Below are 25,837 nucleotides of genomic sequence, written 5' to 3'. Positions count from 1 at the left end.
GCTTGGGCAGAACGGAGGGCCCATCTTGCAACGCAAACGCATCCTTCTGATTATCGGTGGCGGTATCGCGGCGGTGAAATGCCCCGAACTGATCCGCCTGTTGCGCGCCGAAGGCGTGGCCATCACCCCGGTGCTGACCGAGGCGGGGGCGCAATTCGTCACCCCAACGGCGATTTCGGCGCTGGCGGGCGAGGCGGCGCATACCGCGCTTTTTGACCTCACCCGAGAAGCGGAGATCGGTCACATCCAACTCAGTCGCGCGGCGGATTTGGTGGTGGTCGCCCCCGCAACGGCGGATTTGATGGCGAAGATGGCCAATGGGCTGGCCGGTGACCTCGCCTCCACCCTGCTGCTGGCGACCGACAAGAAAGTGCTGATAGCCCCGTCGATGAATGTGCGGATGTGGCACCACCCGGCGACGCAACGCAACCTTACGCAGTTGCGCGAAGATGGCGTGGCCACCATTGGCCCCAATGCAGGCGATATGGCCTGCGGTGAACATGGCTTGGGGCGGATGGCGGAACCGGCAGAGATTTTGGCCGCGATCCGCGCGCAACTGGCCGACGGCCCGCTGACGGGCAAGCATGTGCTTGTGACCTCTGGCCCGACGCATGAACCGATCGACCCGGTGCGCTATATCGCCAATCGGTCCTCGGGTGCGCAGGGCACGGCCTTGGCGCGCGCGCTGCGCGACCTTGGGGCGAATATCACCTTTGTCACCGGCCCAGCCAGCGTGCCTCCGCCAGAGGGGGTGAAAGTCGTACCGGTTGAAACCGCACAGCAAATGTTTGAGGCGGTGCAAAACGCCCTGCCCGCCGACGCCGCCATTTTTGCCGCCGCCGTCGCCGATTGGCGGGTGGCGAATGCCTCCGCTCAAAAAATGAAGAAAGACAGCACAGGCACCGCACCCGCGCTCAGCTTTACGGAAAACCCCGATATTCTGGCGACCGTGTCGCAAATGGGAGCGGGGCGCCCCGCGCTTGTGGTGGGCTTTGCGGCGGAGACCGAAAACGTCCAAGCCCATGCCACCGCGAAACGTGCCCGCAAGGGATGTGACTGGATCGTGGCCAATGATGTCAGCCCCGAAAGCGGGGTGATGGGCGGGGCGCATAACACCGTCACGATCATTGACGCAGCGGGGGCCGAGACTTGGGCGCAAATGCCCAAGGTACAGGTCGCGCAAAAGCTGGCCGAACGTATTGCCGCGCAGCTGACAAAGGAAACCTCATGACCCCGATCATCAAGGTTCTTTACGAAGACTGGGCCGACCGGGAGGTGGCACTGCCCGCCTATGAAACGCCGGGCTCTGCGGGGGCGGATATTCGCGCGAACCTGCCGCCCGAGATACGCGAAGCCGGGCTAAAGCTCGAACCGATGGCGCGCGCGATTGTACCCACCGGGCTCAAGGTCGAAATTCCGCAAGGGTTTGAGATGCAAATTCGCCCGCGTTCCGGGCTCGCATTTAAGCACGGGCTAAGCCTTCCCAACACGCCCGGCACGATTGACAGCGACTATCGCGGCCCGCTTGGCGTGTTGATGATTAACTTCGGATCTGTCGCCTATACGATTCACCACGGCGAACGGATCGCGCAGGCAGTCATTGCCCCTGTCGTCCAAGCAGGATATGCGCTCGCCGAAACGCTTAGCGCTACCAGCCGGGGCGCGGGCGGCTTTGGCTCGACTGGAAGGAAATAGGCCATGCAAGGTATCTTTGTGCTGGTGATCGTGGGCGTCTTGGGCAAAGCGATGAAAGCGCCGCCGAAGGTGATTGGGATCATTCTTGCGCTGATCTGGGCGGCCTTCACCGCGGGCCATGCGTTCTTGGCCGACCCGGAGGCGCCGCTGCGCGCGATTTCGGGCGGTTCGCTCACGCTGTGGCTTGCTGTCGGCGTGGTGGGCGTTCTGGGCTTTGTTGCCTGGACGATGCTGCGCAAACGCGGCTAAGCGAGGCCCGCAATGACCGGGCTGTTTCTCCTTTTCCTGCTCTCGGCGCTCGGGCTTGCGCTCAAGGTGCCCCGGCGGTTGATTTGGGGAATACTGGCCGTGGTCTGTGCAGCCTTTGTCGCGGCGCATGCACTTTTTGCCGAGCCGACACATCCGCTGCGCGCGATGATTGGCGGCTCTTTGGCGGGCTGGGTCGGGCTTGGCGTCGTCGCGGGGGTTGTTCTGACCTATCGCTGGGGGCTGGCCAAGCTGCGCGCCCGCGCCGCGCAACCCGAACAAAAAGCCCCGCAAGGCCCGTTTTCAGAAGCGGAGCTAAACCGCTATGCGCGCCATATCCTACTGCGCGAAGTGGGCGGGCCGGGGCAAAAACGGCTCAAAGCGGCGCGCGTGCTGGTGGTCGGGGCTGGCGGGCTTGGCGCGCCCGTGCTGCTTTACCTTGGGGCTGCTGGCGTGGGGGCGATTGGGGTGATTGACCCTGATACGGTGTCTGCCTCCAACCTTCAGCGCCAAGTGCTTTATCGCGATGCCGATATTGGCAAGCCCAAGGTCTTTGCCGCACAAGCCGCGCTTCTTGCGCAAAACCCCTTCATCAAGATCCGCCCTTATCATCGTGCCTTTACGCCTGAAATCGCGGCGGAACTGCTCACCGAATACGATCTGGTGCTTGATGGCACGGATAATTTTGAGACCCGCCAAGCGGTGAACCGAGCCTGTGTGGCGGCGGGCAAACCGCTCATTTCCGGCGCGATTGCGCAATGGGAAGGGCAGCTCAGCCTTTATGACCCCGCCAAGGGCGCACCTTGTCTGGCTTGTGTCTTCCCCACCGCCCCCGCGCCGGGGCTCGCGCCCGATTGCGCGCAGGCAGGGGTGATGGGCGCGCTGCCCGGAATCATTGGCGCGATGATGGCGGCAGAGGCGATTAAAGAAATTGTGCAAGCAGGGCAAAGCCTGCGCGGCACACTGTTGATCCATGATGCGCTTTGGGCCGAGAGCCGCCGCATCGCTATAAAGCGCGCCCCTACCTGCCCGGTCTGCAGCACCGCCACATAAGGAAACGCCGCGGGGGGCACCGCGGCGTTTCGGATCAAGATCTGAGCCGTTCTCAGCCCAATGCATCGACCTTGATCATCTGCGCAACGATCTGTTGCGCCATATCCATTGGCAAAACCACATAGCCCGTTACTTCGTCGATCATCGCGCTGATCGACGTACCATGGACCGAAGCACAATGGATCATGCCGGTGCCATTGGCGTAGATCACTTCATCTTCGTCGAATTGCAGGGTGATAATTTCGATGCGCTGATGCGGCGTGATCCGGGTGATGCCGCGATAGCCTTCAAGCGCGGCGGCCGGGATTAATGCAAAGGGGTCGCCAAAGACCGCCTCGGCCAAATCACTTTCCACCAGCACATTTTGTTCGGGCAAAAGCAGCATCGGGCTGGCATTTCCCAGCGCGCCTTCCGGTACCGCGAGTGGCATCATCGAACGGGGCAGCTTCGCGCGCCCCGCAAAGAGGTGGGAGCGATGCACAGCGCGCACCGGGCGCATCCCATGATCAAAGGTCATCACCATATCGCCCGCCGCCATCGCCTCAACTGGGCGCCAGCCCATGGCCGTGGCGATGCGGGTGCCCGCAACGATCCCATCGGAATGGCTGATATTGGAAACGGTGCTAAAGCCCTGCGTTGCGAAGACGCTTTCGAAGCCTTCGGGCTCTTCCCAGCGGTCGGCACGTTTGGCGGTATTGAACCCGAACATCGCGTCTTCTCCTTGCCTCCCAAGTGTTCCCTCGGGCGTTTCCATGAGGCCATCTCGGGTGATTCCCGCGATCTTTCCGGGGCGCGTTTGCGGCGCAAAAAAGGCACTGGCGGCGAGAGTGATATCAATGCAACCCCAAAGGGCGCATTGTTGCAAACTGGGCGTGCAATCGCGAGAAAGCGGTAACTTAGTCGAAGGCGTAGTGAAACCGGGTGATATCTGCGGCGGCGAAACGGGCCACCGCAGCGGCGGTTTCATCGGTGTAGTAGCCGCGCCAATCGGCCGCCCGCGCCGAGGCATTCACCCGCGGCAAAGGCGCAAGCGTAAACCCCAGATGCGCCTCTAGCGGGGCGACATCTTCGGCGAAATGCTCAAGCCGAATAAAGGCGGTTGCCGCCTCGCAGCCATTTGCTAAGCGCAAATAACTGCCATAAGGCGATGCCGCGATTGAGGCGCCAATCTCTGGATGCAACACAAAGGCGGTAAAATCGAGATCTTGCGCCAACCCCACCGCCGGATGGGCAAAGCTTTGCGCCCGCAGCCAATGGTAATAGCTCACCATCCGGTCCCAAGGGTTGCGCACCAGCGCAAAGGTGAACCAATCGCGCGCCTGCGCCTCGGTATAAAGCCCCACCCCCTCGGCCAAGGTCGTGTGCTTCCACAATCGCCCGGCGGTCTCCATGCCTTTCAACCGCCCCTTGCGGCGGCGCGCCTTCGGGGTATCGCCCACCAAAATATCATCGGCCATGGCGCGCGCTTCCAACACTTCGGCCAGCGCGGTGCCCCCGGTCTTGGGGATGTGAACAAAGATGTAGCGGCGGCCCGGCGAAACAATCATCGCGCGAGCCTAGCGCCCCGGCACTAGATTGGCGATGGGAAAGCGGCACAGCCCCGCCTGTGCCGCATCGTGCGATTGACCCTGCCCCCTCATGGTCTATGATTCGTGGCTAATCTGTAATGAGACCCAATTTGTAGCATGACCGCCCTGCCCCAATATGAACGGCTAGAAGCCCCCGGCCTGTGGCGTGAAACGCCGCAAGCGCAGCGGCGCGAGGTGATCGTGTCTTTTGGGGATACATCCTTGGTGATTGCGGATGACCGCTCTGCCACCGCGCTCACGCATTGGTCTTTGGCGGCTTTGGTCCGGCGCAATCCGGGCGGGCGGCCTGCAGTTTTTGCGCCCTCCGATGATCCGGGCGAAGAGCTTGAGATCGGCGATGATACGATGGTCGAGGCGATCGAAAAGGTGCAAGCTGCGCTTGAGGCGCGCCGCCCGCATCCCGGCCGTTTGCGGCGGATCGGCTGGATCTCTGTGGTAAGCGCGCTGGCCATAGGCGCGGTGATCTGGTTGCCCGGCGCCTTGATCGACCAAGCCGCACGGGTGGTGCCACTTGCCAAGCGCGCCGACATCGGCCGGATGATGCTTGCCGATCTGGAACACACCACTGGCGTCGCCTGCCACTCGACCGAGGGAGATAAAGCGCTCGCGCTACTGGCCGAACGGCTTGATGGCGTGACGGAAATCGCCGTCCTGCCCCGCGCCTTGACCGGGGCGCGCATTTTGGCGGGCGGCGTGGTTGCACTGGGCCAAGACACGCTGATTGGCCCCGACACGCCCGAGGTTGCCGCCGGGGCGATCTTAGCCGCCCAGTTGGCGCAAAGCGGCGAAACGCCCGCGCATGCGCTTTTGCAATGGGCAGGGGCCGGGGCAGCGCTCAGCCTTTTGACCACGGGCGATTTGCCCGCCAAAAAGATTGAGGGCTATGGCGCGTCTCTTTTGGCCCGCCCGATTTCGCTGCCGAATACGCCTGCGGCGCTGGATCAGTTGCTAAGCGCGTTCAAAGCGGCAGGCGTTGCTTCGACCCCCTATGCCTATGCGGTGGACCCAAGCGGCGAAACCGTCCTTGGGCTGATTGAGGCCGATCCGTTTCGGGGCGCACCTGCGCCGCAGCCCGTGCTCGATGATGCCGAATGGCTCGCGCTGAAAGATATCTGTTCCTGAATGCAAACGGCGGCCCGAAAGGACCGCCGTAAAAGCTTGGGGTGAGTGTTTTTGCTTAGCGCAAGATCACATCGGAGAAGCCCGCCCCACGCACTTGCGCCAAAGCGGCGCGCGCATCGGCAAACGGCCCGGCATAGACAATCGTCAGCCCGCGCGATGTCGTGGAGCTGGCCACCGGCAGCCCAGCAGCGGCCAAGCGCGCCTTCACCCCGGCGACATTGCTGGCCACCGCAAAAGTGCCAACCTGCACGTAACGCGGCCCTTGAGTCGGCTGTTGCACCTGCGTTTGCGGCGCGGCGACCCGCTGCGCAACCGCCGGTCGCGCGGCGACCGGAGCAGATTTCGTCGAAACACGGGTGACCGTCGCCTCGGTCGGAACGATCCGCCGCCAAGCGGGCGTTTGCGCAGTCACGAGTTTGGCAGGCACTTGATTGGTCCAGATCATGCTTTGCTGCGCATCCCCCCAAAGGCTCCGCGGGCCCCGGAACGGATTGAGCCGACCATCTTCAAAGGCGGGTTTGTAGCCCGGGCCCGTTTTCGTGCTGACGATCACCGGAGCGAGCGTCACTTGCCCAGTCGCGGGCGTGCGCACCAAAACAGCTTCGGGCACCAGTGGGTTTGAGGCACTGCTCACGCCCGCAGATTGATAGGGGCTCACAGCAGCATAGCTTGCCTGTGTCGACGCAGGACCGGGCGCACGAGCAGGCGTGCTCGGCGCAACATATCCGGTGGCGTCGCGCAACGGCACATCCACAATCGGCACGCTGCGGCGAGAACCCACCGCATTGGACACATAGGGCGAGACATAGCCAGACTGGCTGGCCGCAGCGGGTGTCACGACAAGACCGGGCACCTCAGCCTGATTGATGAAGGCGGCGGGGTTTTGCACCTGCGCGCCACAGCGCACCACACGCCGCCCATCAGAGAGCGTATACCGCTGCGCCGAGACGGTGCCTGCGGGGCATGACGTCGTCGCCGGGTCCACCTGCTCGGTGCCCATGATCGTTGCGGCAGAGGCAGCGGCCATTTCCACGGATGCAGCGCCGGGCAAGGCCACGGGGTTGTGGTAGCGCACGGCCGTGCCACTCGCCCCGGCCACATAGGGCGACACATAACCCGAATGGGTTGGGCTGGCGGCGGCAACGCGCGGCTCCGACGCGGCGGTTTGAACGGGGGCAGGCGCTGGCGTAGCTGCCGCCACACGGCCCACCTGCGGCGGGGTTTCTGTGGTGGCGATGGTGGCCATCGGTCGCCCAACAAACGGCGTCGGGCTAAACGGAGAGACTGCGCGGCTCCGTTCCGCAGGTGCGGTGGGCGCAACTGCCGCTTGCGGTGCTGCGGGGGCGGGTTTGGGGGCTGCTGTCGGCGTGGCAGCAGCCACGGCGACAGGCGGCTTAACCGGGGCGGGTGCCGCGGCAGGGGGCTCGGCCGCGGGCGGTGTGGCGGGGGCCACGTTTGCCACATCCAGCACAGCCTCACCATTTTGGAAGGTCGGCTGATAGCCGCAAAGCTGTTTTTTATCGCGGCTTACGCGCGGCACCCAACGCACCGCCGTCCCATAGCCAGCCCGAACGAACACACAGCCCGAACTATCAACATACTGCCGCCCCTTAAACGAAGGCGGCGGCACTTCTGCCGGAGAATAGGTCCGCATCTCTGCGACAGCAGAGCCCGCACTCACCAAGGCGACGAGCGCTGTCGCCGCCAGAAACTGTCCATACCGCCGCATTGTCATCCCCCGATGATCTTTTGGAAAAAATGCAGCAGGATTGGTTCCGAGTAAAGGAAAAAGCGGCTCAAAACCGCTTATTTGGTGCCAAACATGCGATCACCCGCATCCCCTAGACCCGGCACGATATAGCCATGATCGTTGAGTTGTTCGTCGATCGAGGCGGTCACGATCGGCACATCGGGGTGTGCTTCGCGCATCCGCGCAATGCCTTCAGGCGCTGCAAGCAGGCACAGGAAGCGGATGTTTTTAGCGCCTTTGTCCTTCATCAACTGCACAGCCGCCGCAGAAGAATTGCCCGTGGCCAGCATCGGATCGACCACGATCACGGTGCGATCTTCCAGTTCCGCCGGCACTTTGCAGTAATATTGAACGGGTTGCAGGGTTTCCGGGTCGCGATACAGCCCAACAAAACCCACACGCGCCGCCGGGATCAGTTCCAAAATCCCATCCAGCAAGCCATTGCCCGCCCGCAAGATCGAGATCAGCGCGAGCTTCTTGCCCTCAAGGATCGGCGCATCCATTTCGCACAGCGGCGTTTCAATGCGCTTCGTCGTCAGGTCCAGACCGCGCGTCACCTCATAGGCCAAGAGCAGGCTGATCTCGCGCAGAAGCTGCCGGAACGAGGCCGTGGAGGTGCCCTTTTCGCGCATCAGCGTCAGTTTGTGCTGCACCAGCGGGTGGTCGACGACCGTGACCTGTTCATCCATATGTCTGTCCTCTCACAGAAAGCTTTTGCCGGGGCCGCAGGCGGGCACGCCCAGATGCGCGGCGACCGAGGCGCCAATATCGGCGTACCCCACCTGCCCCACTGCCCGCAAGCCGATCCCGCAGCCCAAGACCGGAACCCGCTCGCGGGTATGGTCGGTGCCGCTCCATGTGGGGTCATTGCCGTGATCTGCCGTGAAAAGCGCCAAATCGCCGGGGCGCAGCTTGGGCAAGAAGCGCGCAAGCGCACCGTCAAACCACTCCAGCGCACGCGCATAGCCCGCCACATCGCGGCGGTGGCCATAAAGGCTGTCAAATTCCACGAAATTGGCAAATGTCAGGCTGCCCGGTTCGGCCTCATCGCCCAGCCGGATCAGATGGTCCATCAGATCGGCATCGTTCTTGCCCTTGTGCAGATGCGTGATACCGCGATGGCTGAAGATATCGCCAATCTTGCCAATCGCATGGGTGGTGCGGCCCGCGCCCTGCACCCAATCCAAAAGCGTGGGCGCGGGCGGCTCAATTGCGAAGTCGCGCCGGTTGGGGGTGCGCGTAAAGGCACCGGGCACGCCAACAAACGGCCGCGCAATCACCCGTCCCACTTTCATTTCATGCAAACGGGGCGCGATAGCTTGGCAAAGGTCCAACAACCGCTCCAGCCCAAAGCTTTCTTCATGCGCGGCAATCTGAAAAACGCTGTCGGCGGAGGTATAGCAAATCGGCCAGCCCGTGCGCAGATGCTCTTCCCCCAAGCGCTCCATAATCGCCGTGCCGGGGGCATGACAATTACCCAAAATACCCTCGGTCCCGGCGGCTTTTGCGACGAAATCCACGAGATCGGGCGGAAAGCTGTTTTCGATCTCTTTGAAATAGTGCCAATCCCACGGCACTGGCACGCCCGCGAGTTCCCAATGCCCCGAGGGGGTGTCTTTGCCTTTAGAAACCTCGCTTGCCGCGCCCCAAAGCCCTTGCGGCTTGGCACCAAGGCCGGGGAGTTTCTCACCCGAGGCAAGCTCTACCGCCGCCGAAAGCCCCAGTTGATCCAGATGCGGCAACTTCAAAGGGCCAGATCGGCCCGCATTCGCGCGCCCCTCGGCACAGGCCTGCGCGATATGGGCGAGCGTATTGGCGCCCGTATCGGGCCTGCCCTCATTGAAGAAGGCCGCTGCATCGGGCGCGCCGCCAATGCCCACGGAATCCATCACAATCAAAAAGGCACGCGGGCTCATGCCAAATCCTCCGGCCCAAACCGCGCATGGATAAGGGGCGGCTCTTCCGGTGCTTCTTCGCTGATCGCATAGGCGGATTGCACCGCTTTCACGGCGGCCTCGGCCTTGGCGTCATTGGGCGCATGAACAAGGCAGAGCACTTCGCCCGGCCCAAGCCCTTCGCCCAGCATCGCAAGCCCCGAAAGCCCGACAGAAGGGTTGATCCGGTCGCCCCCCACAAGCCGACCACCACCGAGCCGCACCACAACTTCCCCCAAAGCACGGCCGTTCACCTTTGCCACATAGCCCCGGCGCGGCGCGGGCACCGGCACAATGACCGAAGCGGCGGGCAATCGATCCGGGAAGCGCTCGACAAAATCGAACGGCCCGCCCAGCGCCGCCACCATCCGGCCAAAGCATTCCGCCGCGCGACCCGATTCAATCGCCGCATCAATCTGCGCCGCGCCCTCATCAAGATCAGCGGCTTTGCCTGCCAGCGTTAGAACCTCGCCGCCCAAGGCGGAGGTCACATCCCAAAGCGCTTCATTGACCGAGGTGCCGGTGAGCGTTTCCATCACCTCTAGCACCTCAAGCGCATTGCCTGCCGAATGACCAAGGCTTTGATCCATATCGGTCATCAGGGCAGAGGTTTTGCAGCCCGCGTCATTCGCCGTGCGCACCAAGCTTTGCGCCAGTGCCTGCGCGGCCTCCAAACTGGGTAAAAACGCGCCGGAGCCCACTTTGACGTCCAGCACCAAAGCATCGAGCCCGGCGGCAAGTTTCTTTGACAAGATAGAAGCCGTGATCAGATCAAGGCTTTCCACCGTGCCCGAAATATCGCGGATGCCATAAAGACGGCGATCTGCCGGGGCGATTTCATCGGTCGCACCCACGATCGCGCAGCCGACATCGGCCACCACCTTACGCAGCACCTCCACACCCGGCAGCGCCTTATAGCCGGGGATCGCTTCCATCTTATCAAGCGTGCCGCCAGTATGGCCGAGCCCGCGGCCCGAAATCATCGGCACATAGACACCGCAAGCGGCGAGTGCCGGGGCCAGCAGCAGCGAGACGGAATCGCCAATGCCCCCGGTCGAGTGTTTATCGACAACCGGACCGGGCAACTCCCAGATTAGCCGCTGGCCGGAATCGCGCATCGCCTCGGTTAGTGCGACGCGGCCTTCATCCCCCAAGCCCCGGCAGAGCACCGCCATCGCGAAGGCCCCCGCCTGCGCATCCGACACGGTACCATCGGCCAAGCCGCGTGCAAACCAGCCCGCCGCCTCGGGTGACAGGCTTTTGCCGTCCCGCACCGCCATAATGATTGAGCGCGCGTCCATCAGCAGTTGTCCATGTGGCTGGCAGCAAAACGACCGGGCAGCAAATCGCCCACGGTGGTTTGCAGTTGCGCGCCATCGGTGGTGGCCAAAACCACGGGAACATCGGTCCGGCCAAACTCCGCCAGCTTTTGCCGACAACCGCCGCAAGGCGGCACCGGGCTTGGGCTATCGGCAATCACCGCAACCTCGACCAATTCGGTCTCGCCCGCAGCAACCATCGCCGCGATCGCGCCCGCCTCGGCACAAGTGCCCTCGGGGTAAGCGACATTTTCCACATTCACGCCACGGTAGATCGTGCCAGAGGCGCCCCGCACCGCCGCGCCCACCTTGAACTTGGAATAGGGGGCATAGGCGTTTTCACGCACCGCACGCGCGGCATCGAGCAGGGACATCGGGCTTCCTCCGGCCAGAAATGATCCGCCGATCCTGCGCCGGGGCGCGGGGCGGCGCAAGGGGGGCCAGTTGGCGCAGGCAGCCAGGCGCGGATTACCCGCACCAAGGTCGCGCATACCGCCGCGACTCGCGCAGCGCGTGCACCGTGGCCTGCTATGGCAAAAGATGCTGCAAAGTGCGCAAACTTTGCAAACTCCGCCCAAGAATGCACATCTGTAAATATATCGAGCCTGTTTGCAAAAGTTTGCGGGCGAAAAACGGGCCAGTTATGCAAATTTTTGTGTAGGGCCTAGACCTGCGACGGTAACAATCTTGCAGAAATCTTTCCATCTGCATAACAAGCTTACAAGAGTGGAGGAGGGATACCATGGGATACAATGAGGTTTACGGTGCTTGGAAGGCGGATCCGGAAGGGTTCTGGATGGAGGCCGCCAAGGGAATCGATTGGGACGAAGCCCCGTCAAAAGCCTTCTTCGAGCAAGGTCCGGCCGGGGAATGGTTTGCTGACGCCAAGGTGAACACCTGCTGGAACGCCGTCGATCGCCATGTGGAGGCAGGGCGTGGCGACCAGATCGCGATCATGCACGAAAGCCCGATCACCCATTCGACCAAGGGCATTACCTATAAAGAACTCCAAGCGCGTGTTGCCAGCCTTGCCGGGGCGCTGCGGATGCGTGGCGTGGAAAAGGGCGACCGCGTCATCATCTATATGCCGATGATCCCCGAAGCGCTTGAGGCGATGCTCGCCTGTGCGCGGATTGGCGCGATCCATTCGGTGGTGTTTGGCGGCTTTGCGGCGCACGAACTCGCTGTGCGGATTGACGACTGCACGCCCAAAGCGATCATCGCCGCTTCTTGCGGCCTCGAACCGAACCGCGTTGTGCACTACAAACCGCTGCTCGACGCCGCGATTGACCAAGCCAAGCACAAGCCCGAGTTCTGCGTGATCTTCCAGCGCGAACAGGAAGTGGCGAAGCTGGTCGAAGGCCGCGACTTCAGCTGGCACGGCTTCCAATATGGCGTGAAGCCCGCCGAATGCGTGCCGGTTGATGGCAACCACCCCGCCTATATCCTTTACACTTCGGGCACCACGGGCCAGCCCAAAGGCGTGATCCGGGCGACCGCCGGGCACCTTGTGGCGCTGCATTGGTCGATGAAAGCGATCTACAACATTGATCCGGGTGACCGCTTCTGGGCCGCCTCGGACGTGGGTTGGGTCGTGGGCCACAGCTACATCTGCTATGGGCCGCTTTTGGCGGGCGCCACCACGGTGGTGTTTGAAGGGAAACCGGTTGGCACCCCGCACCCGGGCGTGTTCTGGCGGATCATCCAAAACCACCGCATCAAGAGCTTCTTCACCGCGCCGACCGCGCTGCGCGCCATTCGCCGCGAAGACCCGGATGGGGAATATATCAAGCGCTACAAACTGCACGAGATGCAGGCGCTGTTCTTGGCGGGCGAACGCGCCGACCCGGATACGGTCAAATGGGCGCAAGATCACCTTGGTGTGCCGGTGATCGACCACTGGTGGCAAACCGAAACCGGCTGGGCAATTGCGGGCAACCCGCTGGGCATTGAACTTCTGCCGGTGAAGATGGGCTCGCCCACCAAAGCGATGCCCGGCTATGATGTTCAAGTGCTTGATGAAGGCGGCCATCCGGTGGAACCGGGCACTTTGGGCGCGATTGCGATCAAACTGCCGCTGCCTCCCGGTACGCTGCCGACGCTGTGGAACGCCGAAGAGCGCTTCAAGAAAAGCTATCTGGAGCATTTCCCCGGCTATTATGAAACCGGCGATGCGGGCTACTTGGATGAAGATGGTTACATCTACATCATGTCGCGCACCGATGACGTGATCAACGTCGCGGGCCACCGCCTGTCGACCGGCGCGATGGAAGAGGTGATCGCCTCGCACCCGGACGTGGCCGAATGCGCGGTGATCGGCGTCTCTGACACGCTCAAAGGGCAACTGCCGATGGGCTTCCTGTGCCTGCAAAAAAGCTGCACCAAGTCGCATGCCGAAGTGATCCGCGAATGCGTGACCTTGGTGCGCGATCAGATCGGCCCGGTTGCCGCCTTCAAGCTGGCCGTGATTGTGGACCGGCTGCCGAAGACCCGCTCGGGCAAAATCTTGCGCGCCACGATGGTGAAAATCGCCGATGGGGAAGAGTTCAAAATGCCCGCGACGATCGACGATCCGGCGATTCTCGATGAGATCGCGGATGCGCTGAAAAGCATCGGCTTCCCGGCTGCGGCCTGAGAAAGATCCCTCTAAAACTCCGGCGGAGGCCTTCTGGCCTCCGCCAAAGCATATAAAATGCACTTTGTGAGGGTGGTCACACCAAGGATCGCTTGATCTTCCTGCATCTTGTCGGAATCATTCGGCCGGGTGCCATCATGAATAAATTGTTACCAAAGCCTGGACCCGACGGAGATGTCGGCATACCGCAAGAGAAGGCCAGGCTAGGACGGGTCATGCTCTTGGGGCATGATTTGCGCACCGCAGTCTCAGACATTTTGGGCGGGCTTCGGCTTTTGGCGCATGAAGACATGAGCCACAGCATGCGGCTGCAGCTTGAGCGTATGCGCGCCGCAGGCGAAGATATGGCCCGGCTGCTCGAAGAAGGGATCGAGATCGTCACAGATCAGACGATCGGCCCGCTACGCCAAACCGTACAGCTCGCTCGCGTGATCTATGACATTGAAATGCGCTGGAGCGGGCGCGCCCTCGAAAAAGGCTTGGGCTTTCACGTGGCCATCGCGCCGAATGTGCCGATGGAGGTGCAACTGGACCGCATCGCGCTGGAACGGGTGCTGTCCAACCTGCTTTCTAATGCGGTGAAATACACTGACTGCGGCACGGTGCGGCTGCTCGTGGCGCTTGAGGCCGAGCGATTGCAGTTCTCCGTGTCGGATGACGGGCCGGGCTTTTCAGATGATTTGATGGCACGGCTTTTTGAGCCGGGCGCGCGTGGCGATGTCTCTCAGGCGGGCAGCGGGCTTGGGCTTTATATCTCGCGCGATATGGCCGAGCGGCTGGACGGGCGGATTGAAATTGCCAACCGCCCGGAAGGGGGGGCCTTGGTGGCGCTGTCGCTGCCCGTTGAACCGCTCCTTCCCGCCGATGCGCAGATTGAAATCCCCCTGCCGGACCTTAACGGGATGCGCGTGTTGGTGGCCGAAGATTCCGCGCTTAGCCAAGCGGTGGCGGGGCATATGCTTTCCACTATGGGCGCGCACTGCGACTATGCCGCCGATGGGGTTGAGGCCCTGCAAAAGCTTGAAACGGACAGCTACGATCTAGCCGTGATTGATGTGGAGATGCCACGTCTCTCTGGGCTTGATCTGATGCAGGCGCTGCGTTCTGGCCGTGGACCGCACGCCGCTTTGCCGATAGTTGCCTGCACCGCATATGTGCTGCGAGCGAACCGCGATGCGGTTTTGGCCGCAGGTGCCGATGCGATCATTTCGAAACCGCTCACCACCCTTGCCCCCTTGGCCGAGGCGATCACGCTTGCGCTTGAGCGTGCACGGCAAGACAAGACCTGCCCGCCGATATTGCCCCCGGCCCCGCTTGACGAAACAACCTTTGAAACGCTGTTGCTGATCAACGGGCCAGAGGGATCACTCGACCTTCTCGACAGATTGCTCGATGATCTTTTGCGTGCTGAGCGCGGCCTTGTTTCCGGCCTCTACGAGCGCAATACAGACACGATCCGGGCAGATACGCATGTGCTTGTTTCGGTCGCAGGCTCGATCGGGGCGGAAGCGCTGCGGACATTGGCCGAAGACCTCTCTCAGGCGGCCCAAAACAAGGATGAAACGGCGATGCAACTGATTGGACGGGCGGTGCTGGCGCAAACCGACCGCGTGATTGTTCATGCCTCGCGGCGCCTGACCCGGTTGGAAGAGAAATTGAAATGACGTCTGCTGCTGCCACGGAACCCAGCTTTGATCTGGATCCGACCCTGCCCCCTTCCGACTACGATATTCTGATCGTCGAAGATACGGCCTCGATGCGCACCATCTATGAGGCGCATATGCGCCGCGCGGGCTATCGCACATTAGCAACCGGCACCGCAGGCGAGGCGCTGGAACTGTTTCGCGCCCATAGGGTTTCTGTGGTGCTGCTCGATCTTATGCTGCCTGACCGGGACGGGCTTGATCTGCTTATCGACCTGCTCGACGTGCGCCCCTCGACCTCGGTCGTGGTTGTCGCGGCCGAACGCTCGACCGAACGCACGGTAAGCGCGATCCGGCGCGGGGCGCTTGATTACCTCGTGAAACCGGTCAGCGAGACCCGGTTGATGGAAGCGGTGGAAGCCGCGCAGCGCGCCGCCAATCTGGCCCATCCGCCACATTCGAAACAGGCCCGCACGCCGGTGGGCGACTTCGTCGGACATTCTGCGCCGATGCTGGAGGTCTATGAAACGATCCGGGCCTGCGCACGTTCCATGGCCCCCGTTTGCATTATTGGCGAAAACGGCACCGGAAAAGAAATGGCAGCGCAGGCGATCCACCGTCTGTCTGACCGGGCACAGGGCCCGTTCATCACGCTTGATTGCGGCGCGCTCACCTCGGACCGATTTGAAACCGAGGTCTTCGGGCATCGTCGCGGCGCCTTTGCCGGGGCGGTGAATGATCGGTTGGGCGCGGCCGAACTCGCCGATGGTGGCACGCTCTTCTTGGATGAAATCTGCGATCTGCCGCTGGCGCTGCAAACCAAACTGTTGCGGTTCTTGCAAACCGGGCAAGTTCATCCGCTTGGCGCAGAAGCGGCCCGGCGGGTGAACTTGCGCATTCTTGCAGCGACGTCCATCGCACCCGAAGAAGCCATGCGCCGGGGGCAACTTCGCAGTGACCTATACTACCGGCTGATGGTGGTGCCGCTGCGTATGCCCCCCTTGTGCAACCGCCCCGAGGATATTCCGTTACTGGCCGATACCTTCTTGCACCGTTTTTCGGCATTGGAAGGGCGCGGGTTGAACACGATTGCGCCAGAGACGATGGCGCGGCTCAAGGCGCATAATTGGCCGGGCAATGTGCGCGAATTGGCCAATGTTGTGCGCGCCGCCACGGTTCTGCACGAAGGCGACATGGTGTTGCCTGACATGCTCCCGAAAGCCTTGCAGGACATCCCCTCCGCCGCGCCCGTTACGGAGAACCGTCCAGATTTTGAGAGTATGACGCTCGCCGAACTGGAACGCGCCGCGATTGAGGCCGCCTTGGGCCGCCATGACGGGGCGGTGCAGCGCGCCGCAGCCGATTTGGGGGTCGCGCCCTCAACGCTTTACCGCAAGCTGGATACTTGGCGACAAGACTAAGCCTTTGCGTTTAGGCGAATTGCTCGCGCATCAGACGCTCTTCCAACCCATGACCGGGGTTGAAGAGGATGCGATGTATCACCTTCGGCTCAGACCGCACCTCGACCCAAAGCACGGGCGCAACCGAGCGGCTATCCGCATCGGCCATCACCGGGCGCTTTTCGGGTTCCAACACATCAAAGCGCACCAGCGCAGAGGAGGGCAGGATCGCCCCTTGCCACCGGCGCGGGCGGAACGGCGCGATCCCGGTCAGCGCCAGCACATCTGAGCCAATCGGCAAGATCGGCCCTTGGGCAGAATAGTTATAGGCGGTGGAGCCCGCCGGGGTGGAGATGATCGCGCCATCCGAAATCAGTTCTGGCATCCGCACGCGGCCATTGACCGAAATGCGCAGCTTCGCCGCCTGCGGCCCCGCGCGCAAAAGCGACACCTCGTTGATCGCCAAAGCTTCATGCAACGTGCCATCGGCGGTTTCTGCACGCATCGCGAGCGGGTTGATCGCCGCCTCTTCTGCCGCCGCCAACCGCTCGGGCAGGTTTTCGGCAGAATAATCGTTCATCAGAAAGCCGACCGAGCCGCGGTTCATGCCATAGACCGGAAGCCCTCGGTCCGCATGCAGGCATTGCAGCATGAAGCCATCGCCCCCCAACGCCACGATCACATCGGCCCGCTCAACAGGGGCCTGACCGTAAAGCCCAACCAAGTCTTCCAGCGCCTCTTGAGCACTTTCGGCCGGGGAGGCGGCGAAATGGATATGGTTCGGCCGGTTCATACCCGCCTCCGTCTGGCGTCGTACTTTGGCCACAGGTGTCGCAAGCCAAAGCGGGAAACACAAGTCCGATCCGGTGCAACCCCGCTTTGCGACGCGCCAAATTGCCCATTCGTCGTTTTGAGCGCTTTCGGGGCGCAAATTTCTGCGATAAACCACCCACAACATTTCCAGCAGGAGACGCCCATGACCGCCCAACGCGACGCCGGCTTCTTTACCGAGAGCCTTTCTTCCCGTGACCCCGATCTGTTCGGTGCGATCCGCAACGAGCTTGGTCGCCAGCGCGACGAGATCGAGCTGATTGCCTCGGAAAACATCGTTTCGGCCGCCGTGATGGAAGCGCAAGGCTCCGTGATGACGAACAAATATGCCGAAGGCTATCCGGGCAAGCGCTACTATGGCGGCTGCCAATATGTGGACGTGGCCGAGCAACTGGCGATCGACCGCGCTTGCGAGCTTTTTGGCTGTGAATATGCCAACGTGCAGCCCAACTCGGGCAGCCAAGCGAACCAAGGCGTGTTCAACGCGCTGATCAAACCCGGCGACACGATCCTTGGCATGAACCTCGCCTCGGGCGGTCACCTGACCCACGGCGCGGCCCCGAACCAATCGGGCAAATGGTTCAACGCCGTGCAATATGGCGTGCGCGAAGACAACAACCTGATCGACTACGATCAAGTCGCCGCGCTGGCGAAAGAGCATCAGCCGAAACTGATCATCGCGGGCGGCTCGGCGATTCCGCGCCAAATCGACTTCGCGAAATTCCGCGAAATCGCCGATAGCGTTGGCGCTTACCTGATGGTCGACATGGCGCACTTTGCCGGTCTTGTGGCCGGTGGCGCGCACCCGTCGCCCTTCCCCTATGCCGATGTGGCCACCACCACGACCCACAAAACCCTGCGCGGCCCGCGCGGAGGCATGATCCTGACGAACAACGCCGAGATCCTGAAAAAGGTCAATTCGGCGATCTTCCCGGGCATCCAAGGCGGCCCGCTGATGCATGTCATCGCCGCGAAAGCCGTGGCTTTTGGCGAAGCGCTGCGCCCCGAGTTCAAGGTCTACGCCAAGCAAGTGATTGCCAACGCCCAAGCGCTGGCGGATGAGCTGGTCAAAGGTGGCCTCGCCATCGTCACCGGCGGCACCGACACCCACGTGATGCTGGTGGACCTGCGTCCGAAAGGCGTGAAAGGCAACGCGACCGATAAAGCCCTTGGCCGCGCCCACATCACCTGCAACAAAAACGGCATCCCGTTTGACCCGGAAAAACCGACCGTCACCTCGGGCATCCGTCTGGGCACGCCCGCTGGCACCACCCGTGGCTTTGGCGAAGAAGAGTTCCGCCAAATTGCCCGGATGATCATCAAAGTGGTCGATGGTCTGGCCGCCAATGGCGAAGATGGCAATGACGCGGTAGAAGCCGAAGTGCGCGCCGAAGTGGCCGAACTTTGTGCCAAATTCCCGCTCTACCCGAACCTCTGATCGGGCGAGACACGAAATGGAAGGCCCCCAACCGGGGGCCTTTTTTCATGCCGTCTCAATAAACGAAAGCGAAGCCGACCCCGGCCATAATCAGCAGCCCCAAGACCACAGTCGTCACCACCTCAAGCAAGCGGCGCCCAAAACGCAGCGGCGCATCCAGCGGCTCAAGATAGTGCAGGCAGGTCTGGTAGGCGTGATGCAGCTTGTCATGATCAAGCTGGCGCACCACTTTCGGAGCCCCAAGCAACGCTTGCGCCTCGGCAAGGTCTAACGCGGCGCGGCGCACTTTGCGCGGCAAAGTGCGGTGGCGGCTGGCGATCCGGTCGGGCAGCGTGTGCCCGCGCGCCCCAAGGCGTTCGGCCAAAAGCTGCGAGACGCGCCCGCACATGCGCTGAAGCTCGCTTGGGTCCATGATGTCTCCCTCGGTTCGCGACCCTACGCTTTGGTATAGAGTCGCGCAACGCCCCACTGGTCGCACCCTGCCCGCTGCGCTAAGTCTCGCATATGCTCAACGTCACAGCCCATGGCCCCGAAACCGATCTTCCGCCGCTTCTTATTGCCCCGGGCCTTTTTGGCTCTGGCCGCAATTGGGGGGTGATTGCCAAAAACCTCAGCGCTGAACGGCGCGTGCTGGCGCTTGATCTGCGCAATCATGGCGACAGTTTCTGGGATGATAGCCATACCTACCCAGAGCTTGCCGCCGATATTACGCAAGTGATCGAGGCCGAGGGCCGCGCCTGTGATGTGCTTGGTCATTCGATGGGCGGCAAAACCGCGATGATGCTGGCATTGATGCACCCCGGTCTGGTGGAGCGGTTGGTGGTGGCCGATATCGCCCCCGTTGCCTATGGGCATGGCGCAACGCATGAAGGGCTGATTGCGGCCATGCAGGGGCTGAAGATCGACGATCTGACCAGCCGCATGGAAGCGGATCGCCGCCTTTCGGAAAGCGTGCACGACAAGGGCACCCGCGCGTTCTTGCTCCAATCGCTCGAACTGCGAGAGGGCCCGGTGCGCTGGAAGCTCAACTTGGAGGCGCTGAAGGCAAACCTACCCGCGATTTTGGGCTGGCCCGATCTGCCCACTGGGGTGAAACCCTTTGCCGGGCAAACGCTGTTCCTTTCGGGCGGAAACTCAAATTACCTTTTGCCCGAGCACCATGAAAAAATCCGCGCGCTGTTCCCGCACGCGGATTTTGAAGTGATTGAGGGCGCGGGCCATTGGCTGCATGCCGAGCGCCCGAGACAGGTGGAAGCCGCGATTGCGGCCTTCCTGACGCGCTAGGCCTTAGTCGGCGGCTTTCATCATCCGGCCAATGACGCCGGTTTTCTCGATGAATTGCTGCTTCACGGCACCGGCGATGTGGATCAGCACCAACAGCATCAGCACGAACTTCATCACGCCATGAACGCCTGCGGCAAAGCCAAGGCCGCCAAACCAAGCCATGCCGCCGCTGATCACCATCAAGATCAGCACGAGGTAAAGCGTGTGCTGCACGGCGGCGGCGATTTTGGTCATCATCGGGTTGTCGGTCGGCACCGGCGCGGGCGCGCCACGGGTGAAGCGCAGCACCATGCGCCAGATCACCATGACGAGGATCAGCACGCCGGTGAACACATGCAGCGGTACGGCGGCGTTGAAGGTCACGGCCTCCCCCTTCATCGAAGCGGAGAAGGCGTGGCTAATGAAGTCATGAAAGATGAATTGCGGAATGATCAGCGCGGCAACAATCCAGTGCAAAGCGATCTGGGCGCGGCTGTATCCTTGCGGAGCGGACATGGAATCCTCCTCAGAGAGCATGAATGAAACGCGGGGCAAGAAAGGCTTGCACAGCCCTTCTTGCCCCGCAAGCGGATAGATCAGCGCAGCCACAGGCCCCTTCCCATCCCCGGGCGCTGCCGATCTTTCCGATTTCAAAATAAGACTATCTCTGCTGCGTTCTGCCGCAGATCATTGGCTCACGCGTTGTCCTTGATCTGTTTGGCAACGATCCATGCGATCGGTAGCGCAACGATAAACCCGATGGCAGCGGCGTAGATCATGGATTTCGTGTTGATCATGTTCATGGTCAGCGCAGCGGTAATGAGGATGCCGGCCAGCGTGGGCCCGGCAAGGGCATAGATAATGCCGAATAGACGAGTCATGTTATCCTCCAAAGCAACGCGTTTCATGCAAATTTCAATCATCTTTTCTCGGGCCGAAAATTGATCTGAATCATATTGCGATACCTGCAACCCTTTGCCCACGCGTGGCGCAATGTCGCACCCCAGCGCATGCCGGTTCAGCACGCCAATGCAAATCGCGCCTCGCCCGTGTCTCCGGGCAAGGAAGGGGAGCGCCACAGTCCGCGCGCCGCGCCAGTCACCCGGCAGCCAGAAGCTTCTTCCGCCGCGCGCACCATCAAGGCAGGGACCGGATCGCGCGCTTTACGGGGCAAATAGCCCAGCCGCACCACCTCGGCATGGCTATTTTTGACGAAAACGGTGAAGCCGATTCCCTCAAGCACCAGATCGTGGCGTGCCGCCCCAAAGAACACGGGGGCGGGGGAAGCCGTGCAGCCGACAAGCCCGAGCAATATCAGAAGATGTCTGACACGCCTCCGCAAGCTAAGCCCTCCGTTTGGCGCTAAACCTATAGGCTCGGGCAGGAGGGTTAACAAAACCTTAACATCTGCTGCCTGCCTCTTCGTCGGCGCAGGCCACGATCGACACCAAGATGCAACGGTTGCTGGCAATGCAAGGGCCTGCGGCTTGTCTTTCTGCCCCGCCGACCTCATGTTGCGCGCAACATTGCCCGGGTTCGCCCTCGGGCTCTTGGGCGTGACCGCCCATCGGGAGATGAACGGAGCCGCCCATGATCAAACGCTTTCTTATCGCCATTATCGCCCTCGTCATCGTGGCGGGCGGGATCATCGGCTTCAATCTTTTCATGAGCCAGCTGATGACGAACATCTTCGCCAATATGAAAGCGCCGCCGGTTCCGGTGTCGGTCTCTGAGGTGACGGCAGGAAGCTGGGAACCGGGGATTGAGGCGATTGGCACGGCCTCAGCCGCGCGCGGCACCGATCTGGCGGTGGAGGCTGCTGGCATCGTGCGTGAAATCCGTTTCAAGGCGAATGACACGGTGCAAAAGGGGCAGGTGTTGGTGCAGATCGACGACCGCCAAGAGCGTGCCGATCTCGCCTCGGCCAAGGCCGCGCTTGATTTAGCGGAAACCGCGCTGAAACGCGCCCGCGAGCTGCGCGAAAAAGGCGTCTCTGCAGTTTCAGCCCTCGATTCCGCCGAAGCCGCCGCGCTTGAAGCCCGTGCCGCCGTGGCGAAAATTGAAGCGACGCTTTCCACCAAACAACTCACCGCGCCCTTTGATGGCACGGTCGGCATTCCGCAAATTGAAACTGGGGCCTTTGTCGCGGCGGGCACGCCCTATGCCACGCTGCAAGACCGCTCCCACATGCGGGTTGATTTCGCTCTGACCGAACAACAAGCCGCGCTGGTAAAACCCGGCATGGTGGTGAACCTCACTTCAGAAGCGGGAGATATGGCGCTGGAAGGCACGATCAGCGGCATTGAACCGAAGATCGACCCAAATTCGCGCCTTGTGACAATGCGCGCCGAGGTGCCGAATGCCGAAGGTGGGCTGACGCCGGGGCAGTTCTTGCATGTGCGCGTGGCGCTCCCGGTTGAGGAAAACATCATCGCGCTGCCGCAAACCGTGGTCACGGCGAGCCTTTATGGCGACAGCGTCTTTGTGGTGCGCGAGGTCACGCCCGAAGGCGCCGATGAACCGCAACTGCAAGCAAAGCAGGTCTTTATCAAAGTCGGCCGCCATGCGGGCGAGCGCGTTGAAATTCTGGAAGGGCTTTCGGTTGGCGACCAAGTGGTGAATGCGGGCCAAAACAAGCTGACTTCGGGCGCGCAGGTGTTCATCGACAACAGCCAAAGCCTTGTTGAACCCGCGCCAGCGGCCGAAAACTGAGGGAACGGGGATGCATTTTTCTGAAATCTTCATCCGCCGCCCCGTGCTTTCAACGGTGCTGGCCGCCTTTATGCTGCTGCTTGGCATTCAGGCGTTTTTCAACCTGCCGGTGCGCGAATATCCGAAGGTCGATGAGACCGTGGTGACCATCACCACAACCTATGTGGGCGCCTCGCCTGACCTTATTCAGGGCTTCATCACCGCGCCGATTTCGGCCGCTGTGGCAACGACCGAAGGCATTGACTATGTGGCCTCAAGCTCGATGCCCTCGGTCTCGCAGGTCTCGGTCAATATGAAGCTCGGCTCGGACCCGGATGCCGCGCTGACCGAGGTGATGTCAAAGGTGCAAGAGGTGCGCGGGGAACTGCCCTCCGATGCCGAAGACCCGGTGATTGTGAAGGGCACCGGCATGACCTTCGCGCTGATGTATTTGGCGGTGTTGAACCCCAATATGACGCCCGAACAACTGACCGAATATTTGGAACGGGTGATCCGGCCACGCATGTCGACGATTGAGGGCGTGGCCGAGATTGAGGTGATTGGCGCCTCGAACTACGCGATGCGGGTCTGGCTCGATCCGCTCAAACTGGCCGCGCGCAATGTGACTGCCGCCGAAGTGCTGGCCGCGATCCGCGCCTCGAACTTCTTGGCCGCGCCGGGCAAGACGGAAAACGACTATGTCACCCAGTCGATCACGCTGAAATCGACCCTGCAAACGCCCGAATCCTTTGGCGCGCTGCCAGTCAGGGCCGATGGCGATGCGGTGATCAGGTTGCGCGATGTTGCCTCGGTGGAACTTGCCTCGGATGACAGCGGCGAGATCGTCACCTTTGCGGGCAAACGCGGCACGTTCATTGGCGTTTACCCAACGCCTGCCGCCAACCCGCTTGATACCGCCGCCGCCGTGCGCGCCGAACTCCCCGACATCGCCGCGACCCTACCCGAAGGCATGACGATTGAACTGGTCTATGACACGACCGAGCAAATCTCCGCCTCGATCGTTGAGGTGTTCAAAACCATTGCCGAGGCGGTGGCGATTGTGGTCGTGGTGATCTTGCTCTTCCTTGGTTCGATCCGCTCGGTGGTGATGCCGATTGTCACGATCCCGCTGTCGCTGATTGGGGTGATGGCGGTGCTGTTGGCGCTTGGCTACTCAATCAACCTACTCACGCTTTTGGCGATGGTTCTGGCCATTGGGCTTGTTGTGGATGACGCCATTGTCGTGGTCGAGAACATCCACCGCCACATGGAAGAAGAGGGGATGAAAGCGATCCCCGCCGCCGTGCAAAGCATGAAAGAGATCTCGGGCGCGGTGGTGGCGATGACCATCACCTTGGCCGCCGTGCTGACGCCCTTGGCCTTCACCGGCGGGCTGACAGGCTCGCTTTTCACCGAATTTGCCTTCACGCTCGCGGGCTCGGTGGTGCTGTCAGGCCTGATCGCGCTGACGATTACGCCGATGATGTCAGGCCGGATTTTGCAAGAAGGCCATGCCACGGGTTTTGCCGCCTTTGTGGACCGCACTTTTGAGCGCTTCGCAGGCTGGTATGAGCGGCGCGTCTCTGGCTCGCTCGACTATCGCCCGGTGACACTGCTGATCGTCGTCGTGCTGATCGGCACGATGGGCTTTATGTTCCCGCGCACGCAAACCGAGCTTGCCCCAGAAGAAGATCAGGGCGCGGTGATCGCGATGCTACAAGGCCCGCGCTACGCAACCTCCGATTACACCGCGCATTACATTGACGCGCTTAACCAAAAAACGAGCGCGATCCCAGAGGTGAAAACCTCCTTCTCCATCGCGGGTTTTGGGGGCGCCGATAGTATGGGGATCGCGATTTGGGCGCTGAAAGACTGGGCCGATCGCGATCGCAGCCAAAAAGAAGTCCAGACCGATGTGCAGGCGGGCATTGATGCCTCGACCGGGTTGCAGGGCTTTGCTTTTGCCCCGCCGACGCTGCCCGGTGCGGGCGGCAGCCTGCCGATTTCGGTGGTGGTGCAATCGATCCACGGGGTGGATCGCGTGGCCGAGATTTCAGAAGAAATCCGCCAACGCGCGATGGCGACGCATAAATTCATCTTCGTGCAAAACTCGCTTTCGGTTGATGCGCCCGAAGTCGTGGTGACGATTGACCGTGACCGCGCGGCGGCGCTCAATGTCTCGGTTTCGGATATTGCCACCACGCTTGGCCTGATGGTCGGCGGTGCTTCGGTGGCGCAGTTCGACCGCGATTCCAACAGCTATGACATCATCTTGCAGGTGCCGCAGGACTTCCGTGCCAACCCAGAGGATCTGGGGCGTTATTTCGTGCGTGCCTCCACCGGCGATATGGTGCCACTCTCTTCCGTGGTATCACACAAATCCAACTCGATCGCTTCAACGGTGGAGCAGTTCAACCAGCTCAACTCCTCCACGATCTCGGCGCTGCCGATCCCCGGCCAATCTTCGGGCGATGGTTTGGCGGCGATTGTGCAAATCGCGCAAGAGGTGCTGCCGGAGGGCTTCTTCCTCGATTACACGGGCCAATCGCGGCTAGAGCAAACGCAGGGCAACACGCTTTTGCTGGCCTTTGGTGCGGCGGTGCTGGTGATCTACCTTGTGCTTGCAGCGCAGTTTGAAAGCTTCCGCGACCCGTTCATCATCTTGATGGCGGTGCCGCTCACCATCTTTGGCGCGATCTTGCCGCTTAACCTTGGGATGGGCACGCTCAACATCTACAGCCAAGTCGGGCTGATCACGCTGATTGGCCTGATCACCAAGCACGGCATCTTGATGGTGGAATTCGCCAACCAACAACGCGAGCAAAAGGGCCTGAGCCGGCGCGAGGCGATTGTGGCCGCCGCGAAAACCCGCCTGCGCCCAATCCTGATGACCACAGCCGCGATGGCTTTGGCTGTGGTGCCTTTGGTGCTGGCGCAAGGCGCGGGCGCCGCGGCGCGCGAGGCAATGGGGATCGTGATGTTCTCGGGCCTTTTGATCGGGACGATGTTCACGCTGTTCGTGGTGCCGATGTTCTATACCTTCATTGCGCCTTCGGATGAGGCGTTCAAAGCCGCAAACGAAAAACGGCTGGCCGCAGGCTAAGCCGCGCAAATCTGAACCGAAGGGGCGTGGGGCGCTTGCAAGCCCCGCGCCCCTTTGCCATTCTGGGTGTGAGCCGTGGCGATGGCGTCGCCACAGGGCATACTTGCCTGATGCTTGTGGTTCGC

At 61.8% G+C, this 25,837-nt stretch carries 24 protein-coding genes; 12 read left to right on the top strand and 12 right to left on the bottom strand.

Annotated elements, in window-relative coordinates:
• Nucleotides 1-22: 22 nt before the first annotated feature.
• Genes coaBC through BW967_RS11400 form a run of 4 tightly spaced genes read left to right on the top strand, consistent with a single transcriptional unit; the run spans nucleotide 23 to nucleotide 2,994 of the window.
• The gene (gene coaBC, locus BW967_RS11415; protein WP_076485301.1) at nucleotides 23-1,231 is read left to right on the top strand and encodes a bifunctional phosphopantothenoylcysteine decarboxylase/phosphopantothenate--cysteine ligase CoaBC; all 1,209 of its coding nucleotides are present in this window, start codon (nucleotides 23-25) and stop codon (nucleotides 1,229-1,231) included.
• A complete protein-coding gene (gene dut, locus BW967_RS11410; RefSeq protein ID WP_076485195.1) occupies nucleotides 1,228-1,695 on the top strand; it encodes a dUTP diphosphatase in 468 nt (155 codons plus the stop codon). Before coaBC ends, dut begins: the two co-directional genes overlap by 4 nt.
• 3 nt (nucleotides 1,696-1,698) lie before the next feature.
• The gene (locus BW967_RS11405) at nucleotides 1,699-1,944 is read left to right on the top strand and encodes a hypothetical protein (protein ID WP_076485194.1); all 246 of its coding nucleotides are present in this window, start codon (nucleotides 1,699-1,701) and stop codon (nucleotides 1,942-1,944) included.
• A 12-nt stretch (nucleotides 1,945-1,956) separates the two neighbouring features.
• On the top strand, nucleotides 1,957-2,994 hold the full coding sequence (locus BW967_RS11400; protein ID WP_076485193.1) for a HesA/MoeB/ThiF family protein: 1,038 nt from the start codon (nucleotides 1,957-1,959) through the stop codon (nucleotides 2,992-2,994).
• 52 nt (nucleotides 2,995-3,046) lie between these two features.
• Here BW967_RS11400 and BW967_RS11395 read toward each other — a convergent pair whose 3' ends face one another.
• Nucleotides 3,047-3,703: a Hint domain-containing protein gene (locus tag BW967_RS11395; RefSeq protein WP_076485192.1), complete on the bottom strand. Its 657-nt coding sequence runs from the start codon at nucleotides 3,701-3,703 to the stop codon at nucleotides 3,047-3,049.
• A gap of 187 nt (nucleotides 3,704-3,890) precedes the next feature.
• Complete coding sequence (locus BW967_RS11390; RefSeq protein WP_076485191.1) at nucleotides 3,891-4,541, bottom strand: sulfotransferase family 2 domain-containing protein; 651 nt, start codon at nucleotides 4,539-4,541, stop codon at nucleotides 3,891-3,893.
• A gap of 138 nt (nucleotides 4,542-4,679) precedes the next feature.
• Between BW967_RS11390 and BW967_RS11385 the strand changes: the two genes are divergently transcribed.
• Nucleotides 4,680-5,705 (top strand): hypothetical protein, encoded by a 1,026-nt coding sequence (locus BW967_RS11385; RefSeq protein WP_076485190.1) that lies wholly within the window; start codon nucleotides 4,680-4,682, stop codon nucleotides 5,703-5,705.
• Nucleotides 5,706-5,760: 55 nt separating this feature from the next.
• On the opposite strand, the gene BW967_RS11380 is transcribed toward BW967_RS11385, so the two are convergent.
• The 5 genes from BW967_RS11380 to BW967_RS11360 form a co-directional block, all read right to left on the bottom strand.
• A complete protein-coding gene (locus BW967_RS11380; protein ID WP_139327827.1) occupies nucleotides 5,761-7,434 on the bottom strand; it encodes an SPOR domain-containing protein in 1,674 nt (557 codons plus the stop codon).
• 77 nt (nucleotides 7,435-7,511) lie between these two features.
• A complete protein-coding gene (gene upp, locus BW967_RS11375; protein WP_076485188.1) occupies nucleotides 7,512-8,144 on the bottom strand; it encodes a uracil phosphoribosyltransferase in 633 nt (210 codons plus the stop codon).
• A gap of 12 nt (nucleotides 8,145-8,156) precedes the next feature.
• On the bottom strand, nucleotides 8,157-9,371 hold the full coding sequence (locus tag BW967_RS11370) for a phosphopentomutase (protein ID WP_076485187.1): 1,215 nt from the start codon (nucleotides 9,369-9,371) through the stop codon (nucleotides 8,157-8,159).
• Nucleotides 9,368-10,690 (bottom strand): thymidine phosphorylase, encoded by a 1,323-nt coding sequence (locus BW967_RS11365; protein ID WP_076485186.1) that lies wholly within the window; start codon nucleotides 10,688-10,690, stop codon nucleotides 9,368-9,370. Before BW967_RS11365 ends, BW967_RS11370 begins: the two co-directional genes overlap by 4 nt.
• Nucleotides 10,690-11,082 (bottom strand): cytidine deaminase, encoded by a 393-nt coding sequence (locus BW967_RS11360; RefSeq protein WP_076485185.1) that lies wholly within the window; start codon nucleotides 11,080-11,082, stop codon nucleotides 10,690-10,692. Before BW967_RS11360 ends, BW967_RS11365 begins: the two co-directional genes overlap by 1 nt.
• 368 nt (nucleotides 11,083-11,450) lie before the next feature.
• On the opposite strand from BW967_RS11360, the gene BW967_RS11355 reads away from it, so the two are divergent.
• The 3 genes from BW967_RS11355 to BW967_RS11345 all read left to right on the top strand — a co-directional run bounded on the left by BW967_RS11355 (nucleotide 11,451) and on the right by BW967_RS11345 (nucleotide 16,407).
• The gene (locus BW967_RS11355; RefSeq protein ID WP_076485184.1) at nucleotides 11,451-13,343 is read left to right on the top strand and encodes a propionyl-CoA synthetase; all 1,893 of its coding nucleotides are present in this window, start codon (nucleotides 11,451-11,453) and stop codon (nucleotides 13,341-13,343) included.
• A gap of 215 nt (nucleotides 13,344-13,558) precedes the next feature.
• Entirely contained in the window at nucleotides 13,559-15,007 is a 1,449-nt protein-coding gene (locus tag BW967_RS11350; protein WP_076485183.1) for a hybrid sensor histidine kinase/response regulator, read from the top strand.
• Nucleotides 15,004-16,407 carry a sigma-54-dependent transcriptional regulator gene (locus tag BW967_RS11345; RefSeq protein ID WP_108188586.1) on the top strand — a complete coding sequence of 468 codons (1,404 nt, stop codon included), beginning with the start codon at nucleotides 15,004-15,006 and terminating at the stop codon, nucleotides 16,405-16,407. The genes BW967_RS11350 and BW967_RS11345 overlap by 4 nt, the downstream gene beginning before the upstream one ends.
• Before the next feature lie 10 nt (nucleotides 16,408-16,417).
• Here BW967_RS11345 and BW967_RS11340 read toward each other — a convergent pair whose 3' ends face one another.
• Nucleotides 16,418-17,179: an NAD kinase gene (locus BW967_RS11340; protein WP_076485299.1), complete on the bottom strand. Its 762-nt coding sequence runs from the start codon at nucleotides 17,177-17,179 to the stop codon at nucleotides 16,418-16,420.
• A 183-nt stretch (nucleotides 17,180-17,362) separates the two neighbouring features.
• Between BW967_RS11340 and glyA the strand changes: the two genes are divergently transcribed.
• Nucleotides 17,363-18,655 (top strand): serine hydroxymethyltransferase, encoded by a 1,293-nt coding sequence (gene glyA / locus BW967_RS11335; protein WP_076485182.1) that lies wholly within the window; start codon nucleotides 17,363-17,365, stop codon nucleotides 18,653-18,655.
• Nucleotides 18,656-18,710: 55 nt separating this feature from the next.
• On the opposite strand, the gene BW967_RS11330 is transcribed toward glyA, so the two are convergent.
• Nucleotides 18,711-19,067 (bottom strand): hypothetical protein, encoded by a 357-nt coding sequence (locus tag BW967_RS11330; protein WP_076485181.1) that lies wholly within the window; start codon nucleotides 19,065-19,067, stop codon nucleotides 18,711-18,713.
• A gap of 92 nt (nucleotides 19,068-19,159) precedes the next feature.
• Here BW967_RS11330 and BW967_RS11325 point away from each other — a divergent pair, with 92 nt between their 5' ends.
• Nucleotides 19,160-19,939, top strand: coding sequence for an alpha/beta fold hydrolase (locus BW967_RS11325; RefSeq protein WP_076485180.1), 780 nt, complete (start codon nucleotides 19,160-19,162; stop codon nucleotides 19,937-19,939).
• A 3-nt stretch (nucleotides 19,940-19,942) separates the two neighbouring features.
• On the opposite strand, the gene BW967_RS11320 is transcribed toward BW967_RS11325, so the two are convergent.
• From BW967_RS11320 to BW967_RS11310, 3 genes are all read right to left on the bottom strand, one after another.
• On the bottom strand, nucleotides 19,943-20,434 hold the full coding sequence (locus tag BW967_RS11320; protein WP_076485298.1) for a cytochrome b: 492 nt from the start codon (nucleotides 20,432-20,434) through the stop codon (nucleotides 19,943-19,945).
• 179 nt (nucleotides 20,435-20,613) lie between these two features.
• Nucleotides 20,614-20,943 carry a hypothetical protein gene (locus BW967_RS18725; protein WP_083952172.1) on the bottom strand — a complete coding sequence of 110 codons (330 nt, stop codon included), beginning with the start codon at nucleotides 20,941-20,943 and terminating at the stop codon, nucleotides 20,614-20,616.
• Nucleotides 20,937-21,230, bottom strand: coding sequence for a hypothetical protein (locus tag BW967_RS11310; protein ID WP_245826538.1), 294 nt, complete (start codon nucleotides 21,228-21,230; stop codon nucleotides 20,937-20,939). Before BW967_RS11310 ends, BW967_RS18725 begins: the two co-directional genes overlap by 7 nt.
• Before the next feature lie 278 nt (nucleotides 21,231-21,508).
• Here BW967_RS11310 and BW967_RS11300 point away from each other — a divergent pair, with 278 nt between their 5' ends.
• Together BW967_RS11300 and BW967_RS11295 are read left to right on the top strand one after the other, a co-directional pair.
• Nucleotides 21,509-22,630, top strand: coding sequence for an efflux RND transporter periplasmic adaptor subunit (locus BW967_RS11300; RefSeq protein ID WP_076485177.1), 1,122 nt, complete (start codon nucleotides 21,509-21,511; stop codon nucleotides 22,628-22,630).
• 10 nt (nucleotides 22,631-22,640) lie between these two features.
• Nucleotides 22,641-25,712 carry an efflux RND transporter permease subunit gene (locus BW967_RS11295; protein WP_076485176.1) on the top strand — a complete coding sequence of 1,024 codons (3,072 nt, stop codon included), beginning with the start codon at nucleotides 22,641-22,643 and terminating at the stop codon, nucleotides 25,710-25,712.
• Nucleotides 25,713-25,837: the final 125 nt, after the last annotated feature.

This window comes from Rhodobacter aestuarii (assembly GCF_900156655.1).
In the GTDB taxonomy this organism is placed as follows: Bacteria; Pseudomonadota; Alphaproteobacteria; order Rhodobacterales; family Rhodobacteraceae; genus Rhodobacter; species Rhodobacter aestuarii.
This window is presented reverse-complemented; position numbering and strand designations above follow the sequence as displayed.

Bases quoted from the DNA above. Each gene is read 5' to 3' on its own strand.
- BW967_RS11380 (WP_139327827.1), bottom strand. From the start codon at position 7,434: ATGCGGCGGTATGGACAGTTTCTGGCGGCGACAGCGCTCGTCGCCTTG.
- glyA (WP_076485182.1), top strand. From the start codon at position 17,363: ATGACCGCCCAACGCGACGCCGGCTTCTTTACCGAGAGCCTTTCTTCC.
- BW967_RS11300 (WP_076485177.1), top strand. From the start codon at position 21,509: ATGATCAAACGCTTTCTTATCGCCATTATCGCCCTCGTCATCGTGGCG.
- BW967_RS11390 (WP_076485191.1), bottom strand. From the start codon at position 4,541: ATGATTGTTTCGCCGGGCCGCCGCTACATCTTTGTTCACATCCCCAAG.
- BW967_RS11340 (WP_076485299.1), bottom strand. From the start codon at position 17,179: ATGAACCGGCCGAACCATATCCATTTCGCCGCCTCCCCGGCCGAAAGT.
- BW967_RS11385 (WP_076485190.1), top strand. From the start codon at position 4,680: ATGACCGCCCTGCCCCAATATGAACGGCTAGAAGCCCCCGGCCTGTGG.
- BW967_RS11330 (WP_076485181.1), bottom strand. From the start codon at position 19,067: ATGGACCCAAGCGAGCTTCAGCGCATGTGCGGGCGCGTCTCGCAGCTT.
- dut (WP_076485195.1), top strand. From the start codon at position 1,228: ATGACCCCGATCATCAAGGTTCTTTACGAAGACTGGGCCGACCGGGAG.
- BW967_RS11295 (WP_076485176.1), top strand. From the start codon at position 22,641: ATGCATTTTTCTGAAATCTTCATCCGCCGCCCCGTGCTTTCAACGGTG.
- BW967_RS11345 (WP_108188586.1), top strand. From the start codon at position 15,004: ATGACGTCTGCTGCTGCCACGGAACCCAGCTTTGATCTGGATCCGACC.
- BW967_RS11360 (WP_076485185.1), bottom strand. From the start codon at position 11,082: ATGTCCCTGCTCGATGCCGCGCGTGCGGTGCGTGAAAACGCCTATGCC.
- BW967_RS11320 (WP_076485298.1), bottom strand. From the start codon at position 20,434: ATGTCCGCTCCGCAAGGATACAGCCGCGCCCAGATCGCTTTGCACTGG.
- BW967_RS11350 (WP_076485183.1), top strand. From the start codon at position 13,559: ATGCTCTTGGGGCATGATTTGCGCACCGCAGTCTCAGACATTTTGGGC.
- BW967_RS11395 (WP_076485192.1), bottom strand. From the start codon at position 3,703: ATGTTCGGGTTCAATACCGCCAAACGTGCCGACCGCTGGGAAGAGCCC.
- upp (WP_076485188.1), bottom strand. From the start codon at position 8,144: ATGGATGAACAGGTCACGGTCGTCGACCACCCGCTGGTGCAGCACAAA.
- BW967_RS11400 (WP_076485193.1), top strand. From the start codon at position 1,957: ATGACCGGGCTGTTTCTCCTTTTCCTGCTCTCGGCGCTCGGGCTTGCG.
- BW967_RS11405 (WP_076485194.1), top strand. From the start codon at position 1,699: ATGCAAGGTATCTTTGTGCTGGTGATCGTGGGCGTCTTGGGCAAAGCG.
- BW967_RS11355 (WP_076485184.1), top strand. From the start codon at position 11,451: ATGGGATACAATGAGGTTTACGGTGCTTGGAAGGCGGATCCGGAAGGG.
- BW967_RS11365 (WP_076485186.1), bottom strand. From the start codon at position 10,690: ATGGACGCGCGCTCAATCATTATGGCGGTGCGGGACGGCAAAAGCCTG.
- BW967_RS11370 (WP_076485187.1), bottom strand. From the start codon at position 9,371: ATGAGCCCGCGTGCCTTTTTGATTGTGATGGATTCCGTGGGCATTGGC.
- BW967_RS11325 (WP_076485180.1), top strand. From the start codon at position 19,160: ATGCTCAACGTCACAGCCCATGGCCCCGAAACCGATCTTCCGCCGCTT.